23 protein-coding genes are annotated in these 22602 nt (G+C 68.3%); 8 read left to right on the forward strand and 15 right to left on the reverse strand.

From position 1 onward, the window contains the following. Nucleotides 1-239: 239 nt before the first annotated feature. Together DKM19_RS00940 and DKM19_RS00945 are read left to right on the forward strand one after the other, a co-directional pair. The gene (locus DKM19_RS00940; RefSeq protein ID WP_110705405.1) at nt 240-755 is read left to right on the forward strand and encodes a TetR/AcrR family transcriptional regulator; all 516 of its coding nucleotides are present in this window, start codon (nt 240-242) and stop codon (nt 753-755) included. A gap of 140 nt (nt 756-895) precedes the next feature. Next, nucleotides 896-1777 (forward strand): SDR family NAD(P)-dependent oxidoreductase, encoded by an 882-nt coding sequence (locus tag DKM19_RS00945; protein ID WP_204358606.1) that lies wholly within the window; start codon nt 896-898, stop codon nt 1775-1777. Between the two features lie 25 nt (nt 1778-1802). On the opposite strand, the gene DKM19_RS00950 is transcribed toward DKM19_RS00945, so the two are convergent. The 4 genes from DKM19_RS00950 to DKM19_RS00965 all read right to left on the reverse strand — a co-directional run bounded on the left by DKM19_RS00950 (nt 1803) and on the right by DKM19_RS00965 (nt 4217). Next, entirely contained in the window at nt 1803-2246 is a 444-nt protein-coding gene (locus tag DKM19_RS00950) for a pyridoxamine 5'-phosphate oxidase family protein (RefSeq protein WP_110694055.1), read from the reverse strand. Between the two features lie 206 nt (nt 2247-2452). Next, a complete protein-coding gene (locus DKM19_RS00955; RefSeq protein ID WP_369987769.1) occupies nt 2453-3010 on the reverse strand; it encodes a YdeI/OmpD-associated family protein in 558 nt (185 codons plus the stop codon). Further along, nucleotides 3000-3413, reverse strand: coding sequence for a VOC family protein (locus DKM19_RS00960; RefSeq protein WP_110694056.1), 414 nt, complete (start codon nt 3411-3413; stop codon nt 3000-3002). Before DKM19_RS00960 ends, DKM19_RS00955 begins: the two co-directional genes overlap by 11 nt. 42 nt (nt 3414-3455) lie before the next feature. Further along, nucleotides 3456-4217: a hemerythrin domain-containing protein gene (locus DKM19_RS00965; RefSeq protein WP_204358607.1), complete on the reverse strand. Its 762-nt coding sequence runs from the start codon at nt 4215-4217 to the stop codon at nt 3456-3458. A 132-nt stretch (nt 4218-4349) separates the two neighbouring features. Between DKM19_RS00965 and DKM19_RS00970 the strand changes: the two genes are divergently transcribed. Further along, nucleotides 4350-5240, forward strand: coding sequence for a LysR family transcriptional regulator (locus DKM19_RS00970; RefSeq protein ID WP_110694057.1), 891 nt, complete (start codon nt 4350-4352; stop codon nt 5238-5240). A 167-nt stretch (nt 5241-5407) separates the two neighbouring features. Continuing rightward, nucleotides 5408-5671, forward strand: coding sequence for a GlsB/YeaQ/YmgE family stress response membrane protein (locus DKM19_RS00975; RefSeq protein ID WP_110694058.1), 264 nt, complete (start codon nt 5408-5410; stop codon nt 5669-5671). A gap of 243 nt (nt 5672-5914) precedes the next feature. On the opposite strand, the gene DKM19_RS00980 is transcribed toward DKM19_RS00975, so the two are convergent. After that, nucleotides 5915-6862: an SDR family NAD(P)-dependent oxidoreductase gene (locus tag DKM19_RS00980; protein WP_110694059.1), complete on the reverse strand. Its 948-nt coding sequence runs from the start codon at nt 6860-6862 to the stop codon at nt 5915-5917. A gap of 174 nt (nt 6863-7036) precedes the next feature. Here DKM19_RS00980 and DKM19_RS00985 point away from each other — a divergent pair, with 174 nt between their 5' ends. Next, entirely contained in the window at nt 7037-7621 is a 585-nt protein-coding gene (locus DKM19_RS00985) for a TetR/AcrR family transcriptional regulator (RefSeq protein WP_204358608.1), read from the forward strand. Between the two features lie 68 nt (nt 7622-7689). On the opposite strand, the gene DKM19_RS00990 is transcribed toward DKM19_RS00985, so the two are convergent. Then, complete coding sequence (locus tag DKM19_RS00990) at nt 7690-8724, reverse strand: ion channel (protein ID WP_110694061.1); 1035 nt, start codon at nt 8722-8724, stop codon at nt 7690-7692. Nucleotides 8725-9313: 589 nt separating this feature from the next. Next, complete coding sequence (locus DKM19_RS00995; RefSeq protein WP_110694062.1) at nt 9314-9778, reverse strand: hypothetical protein; 465 nt, start codon at nt 9776-9778, stop codon at nt 9314-9316. A gap of 303 nt (nt 9779-10081) precedes the next feature. Here DKM19_RS00995 and DKM19_RS01000 point away from each other — a divergent pair, with 303 nt between their 5' ends. Then, entirely contained in the window at nt 10082-10822 is a 741-nt protein-coding gene (locus DKM19_RS01000) for a beta-phosphoglucomutase family hydrolase (RefSeq protein WP_110694063.1), read from the forward strand. Beyond that, on the forward strand, nt 10822-13173 hold the full coding sequence (locus DKM19_RS01005) for a glycoside hydrolase family 65 protein (protein ID WP_110694064.1): 2352 nt from the start codon (nt 10822-10824) through the stop codon (nt 13171-13173). The genes DKM19_RS01000 and DKM19_RS01005 overlap by 1 nt, the downstream gene beginning before the upstream one ends. A gap of 199 nt (nt 13174-13372) precedes the next feature. Here DKM19_RS01005 and DKM19_RS01010 read toward each other — a convergent pair whose 3' ends face one another. The 8 genes from DKM19_RS01010 to DKM19_RS01045 form a co-directional block, all read right to left on the reverse strand. Then, the gene (locus DKM19_RS01010; RefSeq protein ID WP_110694065.1) at nt 13373-14359 is read right to left on the reverse strand and encodes an NAD(P)-dependent alcohol dehydrogenase; all 987 of its coding nucleotides are present in this window, start codon (nt 14357-14359) and stop codon (nt 13373-13375) included. A 373-nt stretch (nt 14360-14732) separates the two neighbouring features. Then, on the reverse strand, nt 14733-15389 hold the full coding sequence (locus DKM19_RS01015) for a response regulator transcription factor (RefSeq protein ID WP_110694066.1): 657 nt from the start codon (nt 15387-15389) through the stop codon (nt 14733-14735). Next, the gene (locus DKM19_RS01020) at nt 15386-16525 is read right to left on the reverse strand and encodes a sensor histidine kinase (protein WP_110694067.1); all 1140 of its coding nucleotides are present in this window, start codon (nt 16523-16525) and stop codon (nt 15386-15388) included. The genes DKM19_RS01015 and DKM19_RS01020 overlap by 4 nt, the downstream gene beginning before the upstream one ends. A 32-nt stretch (nt 16526-16557) precedes the next feature. Beyond that, nucleotides 16558-18054 carry a glycerophosphodiester phosphodiesterase family protein gene (locus tag DKM19_RS01025; protein WP_162641176.1) on the reverse strand — a complete coding sequence of 499 codons (1497 nt, stop codon included), beginning with the start codon at nt 18052-18054 and terminating at the stop codon, nt 16558-16560. A gap of 333 nt (nt 18055-18387) precedes the next feature. Then, nucleotides 18388-19179: a permease-like cell division protein FtsX gene (locus DKM19_RS01030; protein WP_110694069.1), complete on the reverse strand. Its 792-nt coding sequence runs from the start codon at nt 19177-19179 to the stop codon at nt 18388-18390. Next, on the reverse strand, nt 19172-19843 hold the full coding sequence (locus DKM19_RS01035; RefSeq protein ID WP_110694070.1) for an RNA polymerase sigma factor: 672 nt from the start codon (nt 19841-19843) through the stop codon (nt 19172-19174). The genes DKM19_RS01030 and DKM19_RS01035 overlap by 8 nt, the downstream gene beginning before the upstream one ends. 324 nt (nt 19844-20167) lie before the next feature. Next, on the reverse strand, nt 20168-20851 hold the full coding sequence (locus tag DKM19_RS01040; protein ID WP_162641177.1) for a GAP family protein: 684 nt from the start codon (nt 20849-20851) through the stop codon (nt 20168-20170). Nucleotides 20852-21031: 180 nt separating this feature from the next. Beyond that, nucleotides 21032-21871 (reverse strand): SDR family oxidoreductase, encoded by an 840-nt coding sequence (locus DKM19_RS01045; protein WP_110694072.1) that lies wholly within the window; start codon nt 21869-21871, stop codon nt 21032-21034. Nucleotides 21872-21946: 75 nt separating this feature from the next. On the opposite strand from DKM19_RS01045, the gene DKM19_RS01050 reads away from it, so the two are divergent. Next, nucleotides 21947-22546, forward strand: a complete 600-nt coding sequence (locus DKM19_RS01050) for a TetR/AcrR family transcriptional regulator (protein ID WP_110694073.1) — start codon at nt 21947-21949, stop codon at nt 22544-22546. Nucleotides 22547-22602 lie beyond the last annotated feature (56 nt).

Raw genomic sequence — 22602 nt, forward strand, 5'->3', positions numbered from 1 at the left:
CTCAAGATGAGCATGTCCCGGGAGGCTCCGGTGGATGCGTACGTCCAACGCCCTGTCCGCTGGACGTGACCTGGTCGGTCGTCATCTACGAGGAGGCGCGTGGGGAAGACCGAGCGAGCGGCTGGCTTCCCTCGGCACCGTGCGGCGCTTAGGCGGCAGGCCATTAGGCTGAGCCCGTGACACCCAATGCTGACCGGGGGACGGCGTTGCGCGCGGACGCCGCGCGCAACCGCGCACGGGTGTTACAGGTCGCCAGGGAGCAGTTGGCCGCAGGCGACGACTCACTCATGCTGAACGCCATCGCCCGGCTCGCGGGAGTGGGCGTTGGGACCGTGTACCGGCATTTCCCCAACCGGCACGCGCTGTTGGAAGCACTGTCGGCGGACCGCTTTCAGCAGCTTGTCCGTGAGGCGCAGGCCGCGGTGGCCGATGAGGATTCGCTCGCGGGTCTGCACCGCCTCCTGCGGTTCGCTCTCGGGCTCGCGCTGGACGATGCCGGGCTCGCGGCGGTGCTCGGATCCGCCAGCGACACCGACGCGCAGACCTCGACGATGAAGGCCGAGCTTGACCATGCGGTCGCGGAATTGCTCGACCGAGCCCGCAGCGCGGGGGTCATTCGGCATGGCATCGAGGCGGACGACATCCGCCGCCTGCTCTGCGGCATCGAGCACGCGGTCCGCTCCGGCGACAATGACGCCAAGTACGCGGAGATCTACCTCGATGTTCTCCTTGAAGGTCTGCGCCCCCCGCGTTGACGGCGGTCCGTAATTCCCGGCTCGGAAGTTGGCTGCCGCACGCCCAATTCCTCTAATCGGATAGTAATCCGCTTATGCTACGGTACGGACCAGGAAGCGGATAGCTATCCGCTATTGACCGACTGGCGAAGGGCGGAGCCGTGGGCAAACGGGCTGTGGTGACAGCGGGGACCGGGGGAATCGGCCTGGAGACCGCGATGGGGCTGGCGGCGATCGGTTACGCGGTGACCGTGGTGGGCCGGAACGCCGAGCGGGGCGCCCGCGCAGTCGAGCGGATCGACGCGGTGACGGCCGGTCCGGAGGCGAGGTTCGTCGCCGCGGATCTCGCGTCGCTTGGTGCTGTACGAGCGCTCGCCGCCCGCCTCGCCGAGGAGGGGCCCTTGAACGTTCTGGTCAACAATGTCGGGGCGATGTTCGCGGACCGGCAACAGACGGTGGACGGGATCGAGGCGTCGTTCGCCGTGAACCACCTCTCCCCGTACCTGTTGACCGAACTGCTGCTGGAACCGCTCCGAGCCGCAGGACCAAGCCGGATCGTGAACGTCACCTCAGGTTCGATCCGGGCCGCCAAACGTTCCTTCGACGCCGTCGAGCCGCCGGGCGGCTACTACGGCTTCCACTGGTACGGCCGGGCGAAGCTCGCGAACCTCGCTTACACGCTGGACCTGGCAGAGCGGCTGCGAGATATGGGCATCTCGGTCTTCGCGGCCGATCCGGGCGGCGCGGCCACCGAGATGACCGACGGCAGCATGCGGTCGCCCAGGATCGTCTCGCCGGGGCTGCGGGTGCTTTGGCCGCTGGTCCGGCGCATCTTCGAATACGCCACGTCCGGCTCCGCGTCAGTGGCGGCACGGCCGTCGATCCTCGCCGCGGCCGACGCCTCACTCGACGGGCGGACCGGCCTGGTCATCGGATCCAAGGCCCGTCCTGTCACCCCCTTCGCCCCCGCCGCCGACCCACGAACGGCCAAGGCCGTCCTCAGGCTCAGCCGGCAGCTGGCCCCGCTCCGCCTGCCGGCGTGATCGCATGAAGTGAACCGCTACCACGCTACGTCTGCCACTTGCCGTTGACCATCAGATCCCGTCCTGCGATCTCGTTGACCTCGCGCCAGGCCTGGATCAGTTCCGGCAGGATGCGGAAGTACGGGCAGTCGCGCTGCTCGCGGGGGTCGAACCCGGTCTTGGCCGCGAACGCGTCGGCGACCTCGTCGGTGATCCCGTCGGCGACGACCGCGGATCCTTCGATCAGGACCACGTCGCGGGTCGGCCCGATCGTGAGCCGGACCCGGCCGCCGGCACGGAGATTGCGGGCCGTGGGATTGCCCGCCGCCGTCGAGATCAACAGCGTCTCGCCGTCCCAGAGGAACGACAGCGGCACCAGATACGGCGTACCCGCTCGGTCGGCGGTGGCCACCCAGGCGTCGACCTCTTCGTCGAGGCGGCGCCGGGTGTCCTGTATGCGCTGCGCGAGCGATCGGGGCGGGGCATTCATACGTCGGGTCTCCTGTTCCGGATACGGGTGAGGTGGGTCGGCGCGGCCCAGTACTTGGTCACGGCGCCCAACGCGAACTCAAAGGCAGGAAACAAGTACAGACCGGTCGGAAGGCGTTTCGACATATCTGTTGTTTCGGGGAGAGCCGGGCAGGGTGATGCCTCCGCACGGTGATTGCATTGCCGCCGGAGTCTTACCTCCGGGGGTCAGCCCCGCAGGGTGGTGATGGCCTTCTCGATACGCCGCCGGCGCGTCTCGGGCTTCTTCGCGCTCTCGATGGCGCGTACATGCTCACGTTTGTGGCTGTACGCGAGATCGTCGTACGCGGCGCGGGTGACGGGGTCGGCGTCCAGAGCCTGTGCGAAGTCCTCTGGCTCGACGACGACGCGCGGCTCGGTGTCGAGCTCCAATTCGACCTCGACCTCGTCGCCGATCGCAACACCTGCGGCCTGCCGGTTGGCATTGCTGAGACCGAGCAGGTGGCGGCCGCGCAGGAGGGCGACCCGGCTCTTCCAGGAGTGCCCGTTGACTGTGATCGTCACGGGCGGTCGCGGGCCCCCGCCGAGCGCTGCTATCACCTCGGACGGAACTTCTAGGCCCCGCATGGGCTCGGGTGGCTCAACGTGGGCCCGAAACTTCATGATCTTCTCCTGTTCGTCCTGCCGGTTCACCGGCACTCGGGGGCACAGCCGTCCGGGACGGCAGCGACAGCGCGCCCCGCCATCCCGGACGGTTGTGTGACAAAGTTCGCGGCTACTCCGCATAGGGCTGGTCGGTGCCCTTGGAGCTGTAGCCGAGGCTCCAGATGTAGCCGTCCGGGTCGGCGAAGGTGCCGCCGTACCCGCCCCACGGCAGAGCGCCGGCGGGCTTGAGGATCGTGGCACCGGCCTTCTCGGCCTCCGCCATGACCTCGTCGACCCGCGTCTCGCTGCGGACGACGTAGGTCAGGACCAGTCCGCTGAAGCCGTTGCCTTCCTGGTCCGTACCCACCTGAGCGGCCAGGCCTTCACGGCTGTAGAAGCCGACGGGCGAGGCGCCGTCCGATTCGAAGAACACCGAGATCCCGAAGTCGTTCTGGATCTTCCAGCCGAGCCCTTCGGTGTAGAACTGCTTGGCCCGATCCATGTCCCGGACGCCCAGAAGGATCGAGCTGACGTGTGCCTTCATGTCTTATTCCTTTACAGAGATGGTTATGCGGTGCATGGGTGGTCATGTGCCCGGCCGGGCACCCGGGCAGGCCCCGGACGCCACCCCGGCGCTTGTGTCACTTGACGGTAGAAGCGGCGGCCCGACCGGCGCTTCTTCAAACCTGACCGATGCCGCCGGTGATGATCGTTCCTTCCGTTGATGCCAGCGGTCGAGGGCCGCATAGGCGGGTCGCCACCGGTGCTGGTAGGCCTGACGCGCCGGTTCGGTGAGTTGCGACAGCAGTGCGGCGACGGTCTGGTCGCTCGCGCCGTCCAGGAGCCACGGCAGGATTCTGGGTACGGCGGGACCCATCCGCTGGGCGTGGATCCGCCCGAAGCGATTCCACTGCTCCTGGGTGACGGCCGCCTGAATCAGCGGAAGCGCCTTGTCCTCCTCGTGCCCGAGGTGTCCGGTGAGGCCGGTGACCAGGGAATCGATGAGATCCCCGAGCCGGTCCAACCCGTCCTCGGACGCGGCCAGTACCTCATCGATCGCCTCGATGACCTGGTCGATGGCGGCGTGTTCTGCCTCCATCGCCTCCAGCAGCGTCAGGTCGACCGGCCGGTCGGCCAGGATCCGGCGCAGCATGGGCCACAGCACGTCGTCCTCGGCGGTGTGGTGGATGCGCAGGGAGGTCTTGAACAGCTCCCAGCCGGCGGCTGTGCGCAGGACGGCGCCCGGGTCGGCGCCGACCCGGGTGGTGACTCTGGCCAGGTGCTCGGCTTCCCGGCGCAGCGCGTCATGCATCGCATACATCGCCGTCGTGTCGAGCGCGTCGCTCACGGCCAACTCCTTCGACGGGGCCACCACTTGCGGTCTTGGACGTCTCCCACTGTGGAGTGGCGGCGTGCCGGCATCAACGTGAGATTCCGAGCGATCCGATAACTCGGCGCTTATGACGCGACTAGGAACAACATGGAACTTAGGGACATCGAGATCTTTCTGACCCTGGCCGAGGAGCTGCACTTCGGCCGAACGGCCGCCCGGCTCCACGTGTCCCAGGCTCGGGTCAGCCAGGCGATCAGCCAGCAGGAACGCCGCATCGGGACCCCGTTGTTCGACCGCTCCAACCGCCGCCAGGTCCGCCTGACCCCGGTCGGCCGACAGTTGCGCGACGACCTGCTCCCGGTTTACGCGGGCCTACACGAAAGCCTCGAACGCGCCCGGATGGCATCCCGCGGCATCAACGCGCGGCTGCGGGTGGGCATGCTGCCCTTCAACGTCCACGACCTGCATCCCTACTGGCGGGCATTCCGCGACCGGCACCCGCAATGGGAACTGCAGTTGCGCCGCACCTCCTTCATCGACCCGTTCGCCGGGCTCCGCAACGGCGACATGGACGTACTGATCGCCTGGCTACCCGTGGAAGAACCCGATCTCACCGTGGGCCCGATCCTGTTCACCGACTCACGAGTCCTCGCCGTCTCCGCCGAGCACGAATTGGCCGGCCGGTCCTCCGTACCCCTGGAAGCGCTCGGCGGCCTCCCGCACGCCGCCGCCCCCCATATGCCGGACTACTGGGAGAACAGCTACCTCCCCTTCCACACCCCGCGTGGCCAGAGCATCGAACGGATCGAATCCATCACCAACCCCGACGAGCTGATCAACCTGGTCAGCACCGGCGAGATCGTCCACAATTTCCCCGCCCACGTCACCCGATATTGGGCGATGGCGCACCTGCAGTGGCTACCCATACCGGACATGCCACGCCTGACCTACGCCCTGATATGGCAGACCGAGGCCGAAACCGACCTGATCCGAGCACTCGCCCAGACGATCCACGACCTCGGCCCCGCCCACGGCTGAGCAACGTCGCGATCACCGGCAACATCCACCCCTCCGGGTTCGACACCATCAGGTGCGGCTGCATAAACGGTGTTCTGTTCTGTGTATACGCGCCGTCAAGCTCGTGTCGACAGAGGCCTTTTAAGGTCTCCCTGAACCGTTGAAACACACCTCACAGGGAGATCAATATGATCACGTTCATCATCAGCGCCATTATCGTCGGGGCGATCACCGGTGGCCTCGGCCGGCTGCTGATCCCCGGTCGCCAGGAGATCGGGATGGTGGCCACGATCCTCGCGGGCATCGTGGCCGCCTTTGTCGGCTCGGGTATCGCCTACCTGCTGGGCTTCGAGGACAAGACGTGGATCGTACTCATCGTGCAGCTCGTCCTGGCCGTCGTCTGCGTGGGTGTCGTGTCGAACGCCAAGGGCAACAAGCAGAGCAGGGCCTGACCCGGCCGTTTGCTCCCGCATTCTCATATGTCATTGCCGCCGACGCCGGGGGCGACCACGCGGGGGTTTCCGAACCCTGCCCGACAGGCATCCGCCGGTGGAACGCCATGATCACCGAGGCACCGGGCCGAGCTTGAGGGAGCGGCCTCTGCCGAGCGTGTGGACTATGGCGGCGATCCTCGCCAGGTCGTCCGTGGCGTTGTTGTCACACGGGTCGCCTCGGCCGGGTGGAAGGCGATGCGGTTACGAGGCAAGCGTCTCGACGGACACCTGCCAGAGCCGCGTGGCCGCCTCGGGGTCGAGTGCGTACGCCGCGACCCCCCGGCGGGTACCCGCCGGGTTCGGCTCCGCCTCGTTGCAGTCCTCGAAGTAGCGGCCGCCGACGCCTTCGAGAAGGGGTGACGTCGCGACCAGCACGGACGTGGCGGCGCCCTGCTCGGGCGTCTTCCAAACGCGATTCGCCGCAGTGCCGGCCTGGGCGATCATCCGGTCGAGGTCCTCCTGCGCGACGTGCCGCTGCAGGTTGGTCCGGATTCCGCCGGGGTGTACCGCGTTGACCGTGATGCCGTCGCTTGCCCAGAGCCTGTTCGCCTTGACCGCGAACAGGACGTTGGCCGTCTTGGACTGTCCGTAGGCGAGCCACGGCTCGTAGGCGCGGTTCCGGAAGTGGATGTCCTCGAAGACGACCGGTGAGCGCAGGTGCGCGCTTGAGCTGAGTGCTACGACGCGGGCGCCTTCGGCCGCCGCGAGCGCCCGGTGCAGTCCCGTGGCGAGCGCGAAGTGGCCGAGGTGGTTGGTGGCGAACTGGAGTTCCCAGCCCTCCGACGTGCGCGTCTCGGGCGACGCCATCACGCCGGCGTTGTTGATGAGGATGTGCAGCGGGCCGTCCCAGGCGGCGGTGAAGGCCGCGACGGAGGCCTGGTCGGAAAGGTCGAGGAGGGCGACGAGGACCTGCTTGTTGCCGGTGGTCGCGATGATGTCCTCGGCGGTGCGCTCGCCCGCCTCGAGGTTGCGGACCGCCAGCGTCACCTCGGCGCCCGCGCCGGCGAGCGTGCGGGCGGTCTCGATGCCGATGCCGGATGCTCCACCGGTCACGATGACGCGGCGGCCGGTGAGATCGATGCCGTCCACAACCTCGGCGGCGGTGGACTGCGCGGTGAACGGCGTGGCGATGGGTGTGGTCGCAGTCATGATCCTGCCTGTCTTGAGGGACGATGCGGACGGAGGGCCCAGCGGGTACGATGTGAAACGGAGGATCCTCCGCTACGTATGACTGTAAGCGGAGTATCCTCCATTTAGCAAGTCGCATCCCGACATGGAACAGTCGTCCACGGCATCCGAATGGACGGACGAGGAGGAGACACCGTGCCGGACCCCGGCCCCCGACCGCTACGCGCCGACGCGCAGCGCAACCGCGACCGGTTGCTCGCCGCCGCCGTACGCGCGTTCTTCAATGACGGGCCGGACGTGACACTCGACGCGATCGCGAAGGACGCGGGCGTCGGCATCGGCACGCTCTACCGCCATTTCCCCACCCGTGAGGCGCTCATCGAGGCGGCGTACCGCAACGAGCTCACCAAGTTGTGCGACGCCGCGGCGGAGCTCCTGCGGACCTTGCCGCCGGACGAGGCGATGCGCGCCTGGATGGATCACTTCGTCGACTACATGACGACCAAGCGCGGCATGGCCGACGCGTTGCGCGTGGTCATCGCGTCCGGCGGGGATCCGTACGCGGAAAGTCGTGACCGGCTGATCGCCGCGATCACGATGTTGCTTCACGCCGGTGCCGCCGCCGGAAGCGTGCGGTCGGACGTCGAACCGGTCGACGTGCTCGCCAGCCTGGGCGGGGTGTCCCTCGCCGCAGGTGCGCCCGCGCAACGTGATCAGGCCAGCCGCATGCTCGACCTGTTGATGGACGGCCTGCGCTACCGCGCCACCTCCACGCGCTGACACGAGACCCGGCCGCGCAGGCCGGGCGGCTTCGATGCCCCGGCCGCCACCGTTTCCGAAAAGGACGGTCAGTCGGCCTCGCGCAGTGCCTTCGCGAGTTCGTCGGGGGTGAGGCGGCGGGAACTGACGTAGTAGAGCACGGCCCCCGCCGGCAGTTGGGTTCGCCAGCTTGGATTGACCAGCAGCATGTCACCGGCGCGCGCGGCGAGCATGGTGGCGCCGTACCGCCGGCCGAGCAGGGTCTGGCAGCGGTCGACCAGCACCGGCCCCAGGAACTCCGGCAGCCGTACCGAATAGGTGTCGGCGCCGCCGTGGGTCATCAGCTGCGTGTAGATCTCGGTGATGCCGGGATCCTTCAGCTCCTCGGTGATCATATGAGGGCTGTGCCACTGGACGCAGCGCACGGCCTCGTCGACGTAGCGCAGATGCCGGATCCTGCCGATGTCGCGTAACGCGACGACAAGATGGGCGCCCTCGGCGACGTGGTCGGCGGTGACCGCGACCGCCAGTGCCTCGTTGTCGTCGCGGGCGTCGACCAGCACGCTGTACGCCCGCTGCACGCCGGCCCGGCGCAGCACGCCGTCGTCGGTCAGATCACCGCGTACGAACGCGACGTCGCGGTCGGACATCGGATGCGTCAGCACGTCGTCCCAGGCGCAGAGCACGACGCGACTCGAACCGTCGGCGATCAGCTCGTCCACCATCTGCTCGGTCCGTCCCGGCGTGTAGCCGAGCAGCACGATGTGGTTCGAGGTCTCTACCGTGATGGCACCCTGCATCCTTCGCCCCTTGGCTCGTTCCAACGCGGTCGACAACTTGGCGAAGACCGTCGTCAGCGTCGCGATGCCGCCGACGATGACGTACACGCCGACGGCATGGCCTCCGGCCGACTTCGGATACATGTCGCCGTAACCGACGGTCGTGGCGGTGACCACGAAATACCACCAGTAGTTGGCCGGCTCGGCGACCACGCTGTCCGCGGGCTCCACGAGCGTCATCAGGGGCCAGCTCGTGACGAACACGAGGCTGAGGACGAGAACCGGGGTCCACCACGTCCCCAGCGCCGCGACTCTGGCCAGCAAGCGGGCTAAGAAGACCGGCACGCTTCCTCCTGTGCGGAGCCCTCCGGTGCGGCCTGCACGGAACCCTCCGATGCGGCAACCTTAACCGGACGTGACTTGCCGAAATAGTCCCTGTGGCGTACGGATCCCTGTGCGTTCCGAGGGGCGGCCGGCGAACCGTGGTGAAGGATCGGCGGGCTGACGTCGCCGCGAGGATGGTGATCTTCAGAGGGGGCGCCGCGGGCGGCGTGCGTCACATCGTTTCGAGCCCGTTTCGTCCGACAGGCTCCGACCTGCCGGCGCCGCACGGATGCGGTGCGGCCTGCCCGAACCGCCTGACCGCCACATGCGCCTGGGCACGCGAACACTGGGACGAGCTTCTCCGCGCGTGCGAAGCACCACTGCCGTTCAACCGCGTCGGCTGACCGAACTTCGGCGAGCACCGGCCCCATGTCCGGTGAACACGTCCGAATGCATGGGGAAACGGCTCCGGCCGGCAGAGGCGTCAGCTGGACCGCTGAGCGTTTCTGCCGGCCGGAGCCGTTCTCGGGTCATGACGCGGCCACGCGTCGGAGACGTGGCCGCGTCACTGGGGTGTCAGATGGTTGGGATGTGTGGTCGGTGGGACGGTTTAGAAGGAGTGGCGGTAGTAGTTGCCCCAGTCGAAGTCGCGGGAGTTGCCCTCGCCGATGTGGGTGCGGAAGCCGTCGAAGCCGCCGCGGGCGCTGATGTTGAACTTCCACTCGCCGTGGCCGCCGGTGGAGAACCGGCGGGTGTGCCAGCCGCTGTTGTCGTGGTAGCTGAAGTCGACGTAGGTGTTCTGGCGGTCGCGGTCGTGGTCCCAGGCCTCGATGTCGAAGTAGTAGCGGCCGTTCGAGTAGTACCAGTAGCCCTTGTAGTTGGAGCGCTCGCCGCGGGATTCGCCGCGGCCGAAGCTGGAGTAGCCGGAGAACCAGTGCTTGGTGTACTGGGCCTGGGAGACCGAGGCCGTACCGGCGGTGGTGGCGGTGGCGGCCTGGGCGGGGGCGGCGGCGATGCCGGCCGCGAGTGCGCCGGCCAGGGCGGTGCCGACCAGGACGCTACGAAGCTTACGCATGGGGGATTTCCTTTGCGTGAGGGCGCTCGGGTGAGCGGGTGGGACCTTGCGTCCGGTGCGCTTCTTGGTGCTGTGCGCTCCGGACAGCACTCACATTAGGTGGGCCGAAAGTCCCGTTCTGTGTATAAACGCACGTTCAGGGCCGAGTGCGCACTACGACACATAAAAGGCACTTTTTCTTGGGCTCGGCACCGGTGTTCGAGCCGGGTGCACCTCAGCGGGAAGCGGCGGATGACGTGGCGAAGCCGCAGGTGGGTACGTAGAGGAAGAAGATCTCATACGTGCCTGATCGGGGGAGGGCCGATGTTGGGACTGTCTGACGGGGTCCGCGGGTGTCTGTTCGACATGGACGGTGTGCTCACCCGCACCGCGACGGTGCACGCCGCCGCATGGAAGTCGGCGTTCGACGAATTCCTGCGGAGATGGACCGATCGGACGGGAGAACCGTTCGTGCCGTTCGACGCGGTGGCCGACTACGACCGCTACGTCGACGGGAAGAAGCGGCTGGACGGGACGAGGAGCTTCCTGTCCGCGCGTGGCATCACCCTGCCCGAGGGGTCGCCGGACGATCCGCCGGACGCGCTGACCGTGTACGGGGTGAGCAACCGGAAGAACGCGCTCGTGCAAGCGATCATGGATAGGGACGGCGTGGAGGTGTTTCCGGGCTCCGTCCGCTATGTCCAGGCAGTCCGGGACGCGGGGTTGCGCAGCGCCGTCGTGTCATCGAGCGCCAACACGGCGCGGGTCCTCGATGCCGCCGGGATCGCCGAGCTCTTCGAAACGCGGATCGACGGCGAGGTGGCCCGGCGACGGCACCTCGCGGGCAAGCCCGCACCGGACATGTATCTCGCGGGGGCGGAGGCGCTCGGGCTCAGGCCTTCCGAGGCGGCGGTGTTCGAGGACGCGCTGGCGGGGGTGGCGGCCGGCCGCGCGGGAAAGTTCGCCGTCGTCGTCGGCGTCGACCGGACCGGGCAGGCGGACGCGCTGCGCGAGCACGGTGCGGACATCGTGGTCACCGACCTCGCCGAACTGCTGGAACTGTGATGATCCAGCACCCTTCCTTCACGGTCGAGCCCTGGTCGGTGCGGGAGCATCACCTCCACCTGGACGTGCTGGCACAGACCGAGTCGGTGTTCGCGCTGTCCAACGGGCACATCGGCCTGCGCGGCAACCTCGACGAGGGTGAGCCGTACGGGCAGCCGGGAACCTACCTCAACTCGGTGTACGAGCTGAGGGCGCTGCCGCACGCGGAGGCCGCCTACGGATATCCCGAGTCAGGGCAGACGGTGGTCAACGTCACCAACGGCAAGCTGATCCGGCTGCTGGTCGACGACGAGCCGTTCGATGTGCGGTACGGCACGCTGCACGAGCACGAGCGGGTCCTCGACATGCGCGCCGGAACCCTGACCCGCCGGGCCCACTGGAGTTCTCCGACCGGGGGCGAGGTGCGCGTCACCTCCACGCGGCTGGTCTCCTTCACCCATCGCGCGGTGGTCGCGATCGAGTACGAGGTCGAGGCCGTCGACCGGGCGCGAGGTGTGGTGGTCCAGTCCGAGCTCGTCGCCAACGAGACCGTGGCCTACACGGGGGACGACCCGCGCGCGGCCGCAGTTCTGGAGTCGCCGCTGGTTCTGGAGGAGAACATGGCGAAGGAGGAGATCTCGATCATGATCCACCGTACGCGGGCCAGCGGCCTGCGGGTGGCGGCCGCCATGTGCCATGACATCGACGGTCCCGAAGGCACGCGCGTCGAGGTCGAGGGTTCCGGTGACGTCGGCCGCGTGACCGTCGCCACGCGCCTGCAGCCCGGCCAGCGGCTGAGGCTGGTCAAGTTCTTCTCGTACGGCTGGTCGGCCAAGCGTTCCCGGCCCGCCATGCACGACCAGGTCGTCGCCGCGCTGGCGGCGGCCCGTCTGGTCGGCTGGGAGGGTCTCTGCGCGGACCAGCGAAGGTTTCTCGACACGTTCTGGGCCGGTGCCGATGTGGAGGTGGAGGGCGACGCCGAGGTGCAGCAGGCCGTCCGCTTCGGGCTGTTCCATCTGGTGCAGGCGTCCGCGCGGCTGGAGGATCGCCCCATTCCGGGCAAGGGGTTGACCGGTTCGGGCTACGACGGCCATGCCTTCTGGGACACCGAGATCTTTGTGTTGCCGGTCCTCACCTACACCTATCCCCGAGCCGCGATCGACGCACTGGCGTGGCGCAGGTCGATCCTTCCGATGGCGGAGGAACGCGCCGTCCAGCTCGGGCTGCGCGGGGCCGCCTTCCCCTGGAGAACGATCAACGGTGAGGAGTGCTCCGGCTACTGGCCGGCCGGGACCGCGGCGTTCCACATCAACGCCGACATCGCCGACGCGGTCAGACGTTACGTCGATGTCACCGGGGACACGTCCTTCGAGCGCGACACCGGCCTGCCGCTTCTGGTCGCGACGGCCCGGCTGTGGCGCGCCCTCGGTCACCACGACGCCGGCGGACGGTTCCGCATCGACGGAGTCACCGGCCCCGACGAGTACAGCGCCGTCGCCGACGACAACGTCTACACCAACCTGATGGCCCAGCAGAACCTGCGCGTGGCGGCCGAGGCCGCCGCCCGTCACATCGACCGGGCGCGGCAGCTCGGGGTCACCGTGGAGGAGGCCGCCACGTGGCGTGACGCGGCCGCCGCGATGTTCATCCCCTATGACGAGCTCCTGAACGTGCATCCGCAGAGCGAGGGGTTCACCAAGCACGCGATCTGGGACTTCGCCGCGACCAGGCCGGAGCAGTACCCCCTGCTGCTGCATTTTCCCTACTTCGACCTCTACCGCAAGCAGGTGGTCAAGCAGGCCGATCTCGTGCTGGCGATGCACCTGCGCGGCGACGCGTTCACGCCCGAGCAGAAGGCTCGCAACTTCGCCTACTACGAGGCCCTCACCGTGCGCGACTCGTCGCTGTCCGCGTGCACCCAGGCCGTGATCGCCGCGGAGGTGGGACAGCTCGAACTCGCCTACGGCTATCTCGGAGAGGCGGCGCTGATGGATCTGGAGGATCTGGAGAGGAACACCGTCGACGGGATCCACCTGGCGTCGCTGGCCGGGACCTGGATCGCCCTGGTCGACGGATTCGGTGGGATGCGCACCGGCGAGGGCCGGATACGCTTCGCCCCGAAACTGCCCCCGGCGATCACGCAGCTGACCTTCCGGCTGTGCTACCACGGCAGCCTGCTGCAGGTCCGCGTCACGCCGAGCTCCGCGACCTACCGGCTTCTCGATGGCCCGCCGCTCACACTGAGCCACCACGGTAAGGAGTTTTCGGTCGGCGAGAAGCCGGTCACCCGCCGGATACCCCAGGCACCGGTACCCGGATTGAGGGTCCGCCAGCCATCCGGCCGCGAGGTCGCCCCCCGCGATTCGAGCTGAGAGGGGGACCAGAGGACGGATCGATCGAGACAACCGATCGCTTCGCTCTTCGCCCATCGCTCTCCGCCGGAACCGAAGCGATCCGCGATGTGCGGCTCCGGCCTCACCGTGGCACTCACGTCCACTCGGCGACGGCGGCCACCGGCGACCGTTCCACCGGAGCGTGACCGACCGTCGTGCGGGCGGTGGATCCGGTGTCTCAGACCGTGACGACGACCTTCCCCGAGGCGTGCCCCTCTTCCACGTATCTGATGGCCGCCGGGATCTCCTCGAACGTGTAACCGCGGTCGATGACCGGAGTGATCTTTCCGTCCTCGATGAGCTCGGTCAGCGTCATCAGGTTCTGCCTGGTCTCCGTGCATCGGATCACGTCCGCCAGGGTCGTCCTCTGGGACACGAACGGCGACATCGCGAGCGCCGAGACCACGTGACCGACGGGTTGGAACCATCGGCTGCCCGGTCCGCCGACGACGACGTAGGTCCCCTTGGGGGTCAGCACCCGCCTGCACGCCGATCCCGAGCGACTTCCCGCGGCGTCCAGCAGAAGGTCGTAGCGCTGTCCGTTCTGCGTGAAATCCTCTGTGGTGTAGTCAATGACCTCGTCCGCGCCGATCGATCGGACCATGTCGACGTTCCGCCTGCTGCAGACGCCGGTGGTCTCCGCACCCAACGCCTTGGCGATCTGCACGGCGAACGTGCCCACGCCTCCCGAAGCCCCGTTGACGAGAACCTTCTGCCCCGGCTGAATCCGTCCCTCGTCGCGCAGGGCCAGCAGGGCAGTGCCGGCCGCCATCGGTACCGCCGCCGCCTGCTCGAACGACAGGTTCTTCGGTTTCGGCGCCAGTTCGGCTTCCCGGACGCATGCGTACTCGGAGAAGCCGCCCTGCTTGGGCATCGCGAACACCTCGTCGCCGGGGCGGAACTCCGTCACGGCCCTGCCGACCGCCTCGACCTGCCCCGCGATGTCGGCGCCCAAGATGCTGATCTTCGGCTTGCGCAGCCCGGGGCCGCCGCCCATCAGCCGCGAGATGAACGGCTCCCCTCTCATGAGGTGCCAGTCATAGGGCTGGACGGAGGTGGCGCGCACCCGGACCAGAACCTCGTCGTCGCCGGGCACGGGCCTGTCGATGTCGGTGAGATCCAGCATGTCGGGTGAGCCGTACGAGCGCAGGACGAACGCCTTCATCACATTCTCCTCATCCACCGCGGGCGCGGGTGTCAGCTGTGGCGCGGGTCCGCCGGGGACCGCCACATTCACAGTTCGACGTCGTGGCCGGCATCGAGACGGATCGGTGGCATCGCCAACCGGATGGCGATGAGTGTGTCTCTGACCACGTGGAATCAGCGTAGAAGGCCTGCGTGAAGGACTCATCGGCCGAAAGTACGCCTGATCGGTAGACGATCGGCCTACTGATCGTCGGCACGCCTGGCGAGTCCCCAGGAGCGCTGCTCACGGCCACCGGCCGGGTGATCGAACTCGCCGTGTCCCGCCGGATTCCCGAACCGTCGAGGAACGGGAACCCGTCGCCTCACCGTTCGGGAGCGTCACCGCACCCGCGTCAGTTCTTGACGCGGTTGGTCTCGTAGGCCCACATGGCGATCTCGACGCGGTTGCGGGCGCCGAGCTTGGCCATCAGGCTGGCGATGTGGGACTTGACGGTGCTGAGAGAGATGTAAAGCTCGTCGGCGATCTCGTTGTTGGTTCGCCCCCGTGCCACGGTGACGAGGATCTGTTCTTCGCGGCTCGTGAGTGCCTCGATGGGTTGCACCGGCCGTGAGGTGGGCCCGGACTGGGCGAAGGCGCCGAGCAGCCGTGCGGTGATGCTCGGGGCGATGAGCGCGTCGCCGTTGGCGGCGGCGTGGACGGCCTGGGAGAGCAGGACGGTGCCGGCGTCCTTGAGCAGGAAACCCCGGGCGCCGGCCCTCAGGGCGTCGTAGACGTATTCGTCGAGGTCGAAAGTAGTGATCACGACGACGGCGAGGGGGTCTTCGACGGCCGGTCCGGCGAGGAGGCGGGTGGCCTGGATGCCGTCGAGGCCGGGCATGCGGATGTCGAACAGGCACACGTCGGGGCGTAGGCGTCGCGCCAGCTCGACGGCTCGCCGCCCGTCGGCGGCCTCGCCGATGACGTCGATGTCCGGCTGGGCGTCGAGGATCATCGCGAGCCCAGTACGGACGATCTCCTGGTCGTCGGCGACGATCACCCGGATGCTCACGTCGCCGACCCGGTCCGGGGCAGTACGGCGGTCACGGTCCAGCCTCGACCGGGGTTCGGGCCGGCTTCGCAGGTGCCGCCGAGCAGGTCGGCGCGTTCGATCATGCCGATGAGCCCGTACCCCGGAGACGCGGCCGGGCGTGTGGAGCCGCTGTCGCCGTCGTCGCTCACGCGCAGGTGCACCGATGTGTCGTCGGCGGCGACACGGACCTCGATACGGGTGACGTGACGCGCATGTCGCCGGGCGTTGGTGACCGACTCCTGGGCGAGGCGGTAGACGGCGGCCCCGACCGATGGAGGAAGGTCGTCGAGGTCGCCGGAGATCTCCACGTTGACGGACGGACCGGAGCGGGTTCGGTCCGCGAGCTGTTCGAGGTCGGCGATGCCCCGGCCGGGTTCCAGGTCAGCCGGTTGGTCCCGGCGCAGGACGCGGACCATGGCGCGCATCTCGGCGAGCGCGCGCGACGCCTCGGCCTCGATCACGTGGAGTGCCTCGGTCGCGGCGTTCGGTCGCGACGCCGATGTGGCGAGGCCCGCCTGGGCGCGGATCGCCATCGCCGAGACGTGATGGGCGACGGTGTCGTGCAGGTCGCGGGCCAGTTGTTCGCGTTCGAGCAGCTTGACCTGGTCGAGCTCGCGCATCCTCGCCCTGGCCCGATACCGGAACGCCACGCCCAGGGTGATGGCCGAGAGCATGACGGCGAACGCGCCGACCACGTCGGCGGCGACGGTGCGGTCGGAGACCATCGAGAGACAGGCCGCGGTGATCATTATCGTCAGCCCGATCACGGCCTCGCGTCCGGACCCCCAGCGAAACAACGAGTACGGCAAGATCAACATATACGCCATCACGTACATCTCTGAAGGGGACCCGGCCACCAGCAGCGGGATCAGGTTCGTGGTGACGAAGCAGATCGCGACCATCAGCAGCGGTCTGCTCCGGCGCCACAACAAGGTGGGCACCAGCGCGACGGCGACAATAACCGAGACGACCCGCCACGGAAGATCCGGCCGCAGAACCCCTTCGAGCACCGCGACCGGCACGATCACCCCCACGAGCGCCCAGTCCCGCCACACCCGCAGCGGCGGATTGGGGGGACGGGGCTCGTCCCACACGGAGCGAGGAAGGGAGAGCACGTAAATATAGTCTGCTCCCTCGGCGCCGGCGTCTACTGGTTGTAGCGCGACATCCAGCCGATCAGCTCACCGACGGAGTTCGACATGATTCCGTCGACCCCGGCGGTGGTGAGCTTCGCCCAGTCGCCGGGGGTGTCGGCCGTCCACGCGACGACGGCGAGGCCCGCGGCGTGCATCGTCCGCATGAGGGCCGGTGTGACGAGGGCGGTGGCCGGCAGGAGCGCCTGGCCGTGGAAGGCCCCGACGTACGCCACCGGGTCGGCCGGCAGGCTGCCGCTGACAAGACCGGCGCGGGCGATGGACGGGTCGAGCTCGTAGGCGTACTTGAGCGGGACGGGGTCGAACGACTGCCAGACCGTGTGGCTCTGGAGGCCGTACTTCTGGACGAGAGCGGTCACGATCCGGACCTGGTCCTTCGTCCACCCGGCCTTGAGCTCGGGCATGACGGAGCCGCCGGTGCGCTGGGCGTACTGGAGGATCTCCTCGAACGTCGGGACCTTCGTGCCCGCGTACGCCGGGTCGAACTTCACGCCCGCGTCGAGCAGCTTGATCTGGGCCAGCGTGAGGCCGTCGACGCGGCCGGTGCCGTTGGTCGTGCGGTCGACGGTGTCGTCGTGCATGACCACCGGGACGTTGTCCTTGGTGAGGTGCAGGTCCAGCTCCATGTAGGCGCTGCCCAGCCTGTGACTCTGCACCTCCGAGACCAGGGTGTCCTCCGGAGCGGCCTTCGGGTTGCCGCGGTGGCCGATCGCCAGACCCGTGTGACCCGGTTCCACCAGCGGGATGACCGGACGCGGCGGCAGTTGCGTGACGGTGATGCGGCGGAACGACGCGGTGGCCTGGTCCATGATGAGCCCGAGGACACCGTTGCCGGTCCGCTGCAGCGACTGCGTCGTCTGGATCTGCCGGCCTTCGAACGTCCAGGTCGCGTTCGTCCCGTGCACCTCGATCGAGACGTCGAACGGATTCCCGTCGGCGACCGACCGCGGCGCGGGGCTCGCCGCGACGACACTCCAGCTGTTCGACGGCAACCTGTTGGCGAACTCCAGGCCGTTGCTCGCGGTGGAGACGCGGCGGACGGCGGCATGCGACCACGGGGACGTACCGGCCGGGTTCACATCGAGGCCGAGGCCGACCCAGCGGCTGTCGTTGACCGCCGAGTCGAAGCTGAGGGTGGCGTCGATCCGGAAGTCGTCGAGGTGCTGCCCGAAGGTCAGCATCGTGGTGCCCTTCGGCGAGGTCTGCTTCAACGCCCCGCCGGCGACCGTCCAGGTGCCGCTCTTCGGCGTCCAGCCGCCGGGGATGGTCGTGCGGGTGCCGAAGTCCTCGTTGATGAGGACCTCCTCGCGCGCCGAGGCGGCGGTGGAGGCGGACTGCACGGCCGACCGCGGAGCGCCGGCAAGGGCCGGGGCGGCGGTCGCCGAGGCCTCCTCGGCAAGCGGGTTGAGTGAGACGAGCGCGAGGCTCGCGACACCGGCCAGGCAGGCCGCGGCGAGACTCAGCCTGCGGAGAGGTCCGGGTGCGGACACGGGTGGACCGTCTTTCATGGGGGATGAAGGTCACTTCGACTTCATCGGTCGCGCATGAACCGTCAGTGCTGCCAAGGTGAGCCTGGACCGACGGAACGGCCACGTTCCCGGGAACAGGCTCCCGGGAACGGGCTCGGCGCGGTGGCCGCGAGCGCGTCGAGCGACCGGGTGCGAAGGCGGTGTCCGGCCGCCTCTGAGATCTCGACGTCCTGTGCGTGAGCCGCCGAGGCTGCGGTTCACACCGCCGTTGACCACGGCCACCGGCCCGGCCGCGACATCCACCGGCGCCGCGACGTCATCGGATCCCGCGTTCACCGGCTGACACGGATGCGGTCAGTCCTCGTAACCACCGGGAGCGCACAGGGTTTTGTTCCCTTGGGCGATTTCCTGGGCGTTCTCGGTGAGGCATTTGCGGTTGAGCACTGTGGACACTCCCTGAAGCGTCTTGGCCGTCTCGATCACGGTGTCCCAGTCGGTGCCGGGTTTCATCTTCAGGGTGAACGACTCCGTCATGTCCTCCGGATCAAGAACCTTGGACAGCTTCTGGTACGTATCGGAGGTCTCGGACAGTTTCTGGTCCATGCGGAGCAGGTTGGCGTAAGCCTCCTGCTTGTTCACGAAGGAGATTGCCTCCACCTGCGGCATGGTCCCGAGCGTCCGCTCGATCGCCGCCTTGTCCCGCGACGTGGTGGCCTTGCCGCCCAGGATGGGATCCGGCGGAGGACCCGAGCCGCCGTCGTCCACGGCGAAGCCGCCGCCGCCACACAGGACGAAAGGCGAGTCGTCCTTGCAGAGGAACACCACGATCTCGGGGTCTCCGGCGTGCCATGACGCCAGGTCGCCCACGGCCCCGAACGTGATCGGCTGCTCCTCGCCGGGACCCCGTGCGATCACCGTCGTCGTCACCATCACCGTCGCGACGACAGCGGCCGCGACGACCGCGGCCATCAGGCGCGGGACAGGGCGGAACCATCGCCGTGAGCCGGGCAGCCGGATCGGACGCCGAGTCGCGCGCTTGGGCTCCCGGGCGGCGCGGTGGAGGCGGTCGAGTGCGGAGGCGACGGCCTCGGGCCGTGGGGCGGGCTGGGCGTCGGCCCGGTCGCGGAGCAGGTTCATCTCATCCATCGTGTCGTTCCTCCTTGGTGGCGACGTCCGTGTTCAGCACTTCCCTGACCCGCTTGCGGGCCCGGTTCAGGCGGGACCCGACGGTGCCCGGGGGAATGCCCAGGGCATCGGCCGCCTCCGCGTAGCTGAGTTCGCCGTAGGCGATCAGGAGGAGTGCCTCCCGGTCGCCCGCCTTCAACACGGCGAGGGCGCCCGCCAGGCGGCGCTGCGCGAAGTCGGTGTCGGCGGGATCCGCTGCCGGCACACCCGCGCCGGAGGCGTCCCGTGCCCGCTCCAGGGCGCGATACAGGCGCACCTCGTCCCTGCGGTGTCTTCTGATCAGGTTGGTGGCGATGCCGAACAGCCAGGCGCGCGCGTCGCGACGGGACAGGTCGTAGCGCTCCCGTTGACGGAAGGCCGCGAGAAACGTCTCCGCCGCGATGTCGTCCGCGGCGGAGACACCCAGCCTGGCGGAGGCGTAGCGATGAATCGCGGCGAAGTATCTGTGGAAGATCTCGGCGAACCGTTCCGGGTCGCTCAGCGACAGCCGGATCACCTCGGCGTCGCACGCGGTGGCGGACTCCGCCGGTGCGGCGTCCCCGGCCACGCCGTCCGCGAAGAACGAGGGTGAAAAGACCAGGTCCTGAAGGGCGCGACCCGGCGGATGGTCGCTGTTGACTTTCATGCGAGGGATACCTCTCGTAGGGCAACGGACGCTGTTATTGCCCGCACCCCGCCGCTGTCTTCACGGAACCGGCTTTCGTGGCCCTCCGGGGTTTGCCGGTGGCGACGGCATGGGAAACGACGTCACCGCATGTCCACAGCCGCGAGATGGAGGACCTCCATGTTGCGATCGTGTCCGATGGAGCTCCGTTTTTACCTCGATGAGTTCGCTGTGCGAATCACGTACTGGATCGCGACCGGCCGCCGGATCGCGCTCCTGACCGTGTTTCACCGGACGTTGCCGGTGCCGCCGGTAAGGAACCGTGCTCGGACCGCAGGGTAACCGTCAGCGGAAGAACAGATGGAACGCCGCGTCTCGGGCCAGCAGGAAGCCGACGATGGCCAGTGCCCAGCTGACGGCCGCCGCGGAGTGTTTGATCATCCAGGTCCGCAGTCGCTCCAGTTTCGGATCCAGCCAACCCAGGACGACTCCGCGGAGAGCCAGGAGCACCAGCGGCGGAACGATCATGATGAGTACGTAGGTTGCGAGCAGCGGCACCCACTGCATGACAGGAAGATCGGAAGTCGTCATGATGCCGATCGCGGCGAGATACGGCACCATGGTCGCGACCTCGAGCAGTCCGGCGGTCAGTCCCAGCACGATCATGGCTCGCGGACCACCCGGCTGCGGCTCGAACCGTCGCTCGGGCTTGCCGAGCTTCTTTCGTCTCTTGGGATCGAACCGGAAGCTCAGCACGAACAGCGCCACGCCGAGGGCAAGCTGGACCCAGTACGCCGTGCGGCTGTGCAGGGCGTCACCGAAGTTCTCCATCACCGTGGACAGCCCCAGCATGAGCATGACGCCCACGAGGAAGTAGAAGACCGCCACGGTTCCGAGATAGACGAGCAGGCGAGTCACCGGCGACCGCTCTGCGGCGAGCAGCAGGTAGACGGGGATGCCGAGGGTGCCGAAGCTCGTGCTGTCGACAACCGCCAGGGCGGCGAGAGTGAGCAGCAAGCCCGTTGTCATGTGACGATTGTGCGATCGAAGACCGGATCGCACCTCCTCCCGGTTGTCGAACCCGGCGTACATCCAACGGACTACGCACTCCGCGATCGACCCACCAGTTCGCGGTGGAAGTCGCAGGTCGAAGCCTCGCGCAGTCGGTGGCGGGGCGGTAGGGACACCGCCGCGTGTGGATCGAACGCGTCAGGGCTGGGCCGGCGTCGCCAGGTGGCCGGATCGCATCGCGGCGATGACACCGCCGTCGACGAGCAGGTCGGTGCCGGTGATGAACGACGACTGCGGGCTGAGGAGGAACGCCACCGCGTTCGCGACGTCTTCCGGTGTGCCGACGCGGCCGGTCGCGGACGCGTCGACCAGCGCCTGGATGCCCCGGCCGAGCTCGCCCGTCAGTTCGCGCCGGCCCTGTGCGGTGGAGATGATCCCGGGGCTGACGCTGTTGATCCGGGCGCCGCGCTCGCCCCAGGCCGTACTCGCCGCCTGCACGCGGAGCTGGTTGGCGCGCTTGGCGATCCCGTACCCGGTGAGCGAGTCGGGAATCGCGTCCGGCTGGATGAACGGAAGGCCGCGCAGCTCCTCGATCGGCGCGGTCCGCAGAGCCGCTTCCTGCTCGGGCGTGAGCGAGGCCACCGCGTTGGCCGCCATGCTCGCGAAGACCACACCGGCGCCCCCGTCGGCGATGACCTGGACCATCTCCTCAAGCATGATCACGACGCCGAACAGGTCGACCTCCATGATGGGAGCCACCGGTGCTTGCGTCGCGTGGAGGCCGGCCGTGTGAATGACCTGCACGACCTGACCGGCCGCACCCGCGGCCTGGGCGAGCGCCCGCATCGACTCGCGTGAGGTCACATCGACCTGCTGCGAGACGACGTCGTAGCCGTCGTCCCTCATGGCTTCGCCGACCTTGTCCAACGTGGCCTCGTTGAAGTCCGCGAGCAGAACCAGGTGTCCGGTCCCCTGCCTGCGAGCGACGACCTCGCCCATCCCGCCCACACCGATGACCACGACGACGCGCTTCTGCATGAGGTGTCTCCCATGTTCTCAGCCACTTATTTGCGAGACAAACGGTCTCGTATATGCCCACTGTAGCTTGAGCCCATGACGACGGGAAGGCGTGGTCGCGCCCGCAGCGAGCAGGCGCGGCACGCGATACTCGAGGCGACCGCCACGCTGCTGGCCGCCTCCGGGTATGAGCAGCTGTCGGTCGACCGCATCGCGACGACCGCCGGTGTGGGCAAGCAGACCGTGTACCGGTGGTGGTCCTCCAAGAGCGCCGTCATCGCGGAGTGCCTGTTCGACGGGTACGTCCTGGCGGATCTCATCGAGCCGGCGAAGACCGGCGACGCCCGTGCGGACGTGCGGAGCTGGTTGCTGGCGCTCGTGGACTTCCTCGACGATCCGAAGAACGCCGCCCTGTTCCGCGCGCTCGCCGCGGCCGCGTCCGAGAACCGGGAAGTCTCAGACCGCCTGTACGAACGGTTCTCCGGCCCGCTGCACACCTCCCTGGTCGAGTGTCTTCGCGCGGGCATCCGCGCCGGTCAGGTCCGCGACGACGCCCCCGTGTACGCGGTCGCCGACGTCCTGATCGGAGCCGTCCTCCATCGAGCCCTGGCCCACATCGCCATTCCCCTCGGTACGGCGGACGGGGTCGTGGACGCGCTCTTCTCGGGCATCGCCACCGTGGGTCGCGAGTCCTGACGTGACGTCGAGTCCGGTGAGATCGGTCGACGTCCGTTTCATCTGACGGGTCCGCC

Source organism: Streptosporangium sp. 'caverna' (assembly GCF_003203775.1).
In the GTDB taxonomy this organism is placed as follows: Bacteria; Actinomycetota; Actinomycetes; order Streptosporangiales; family Streptosporangiaceae; genus Streptosporangium; species Streptosporangium subroseum.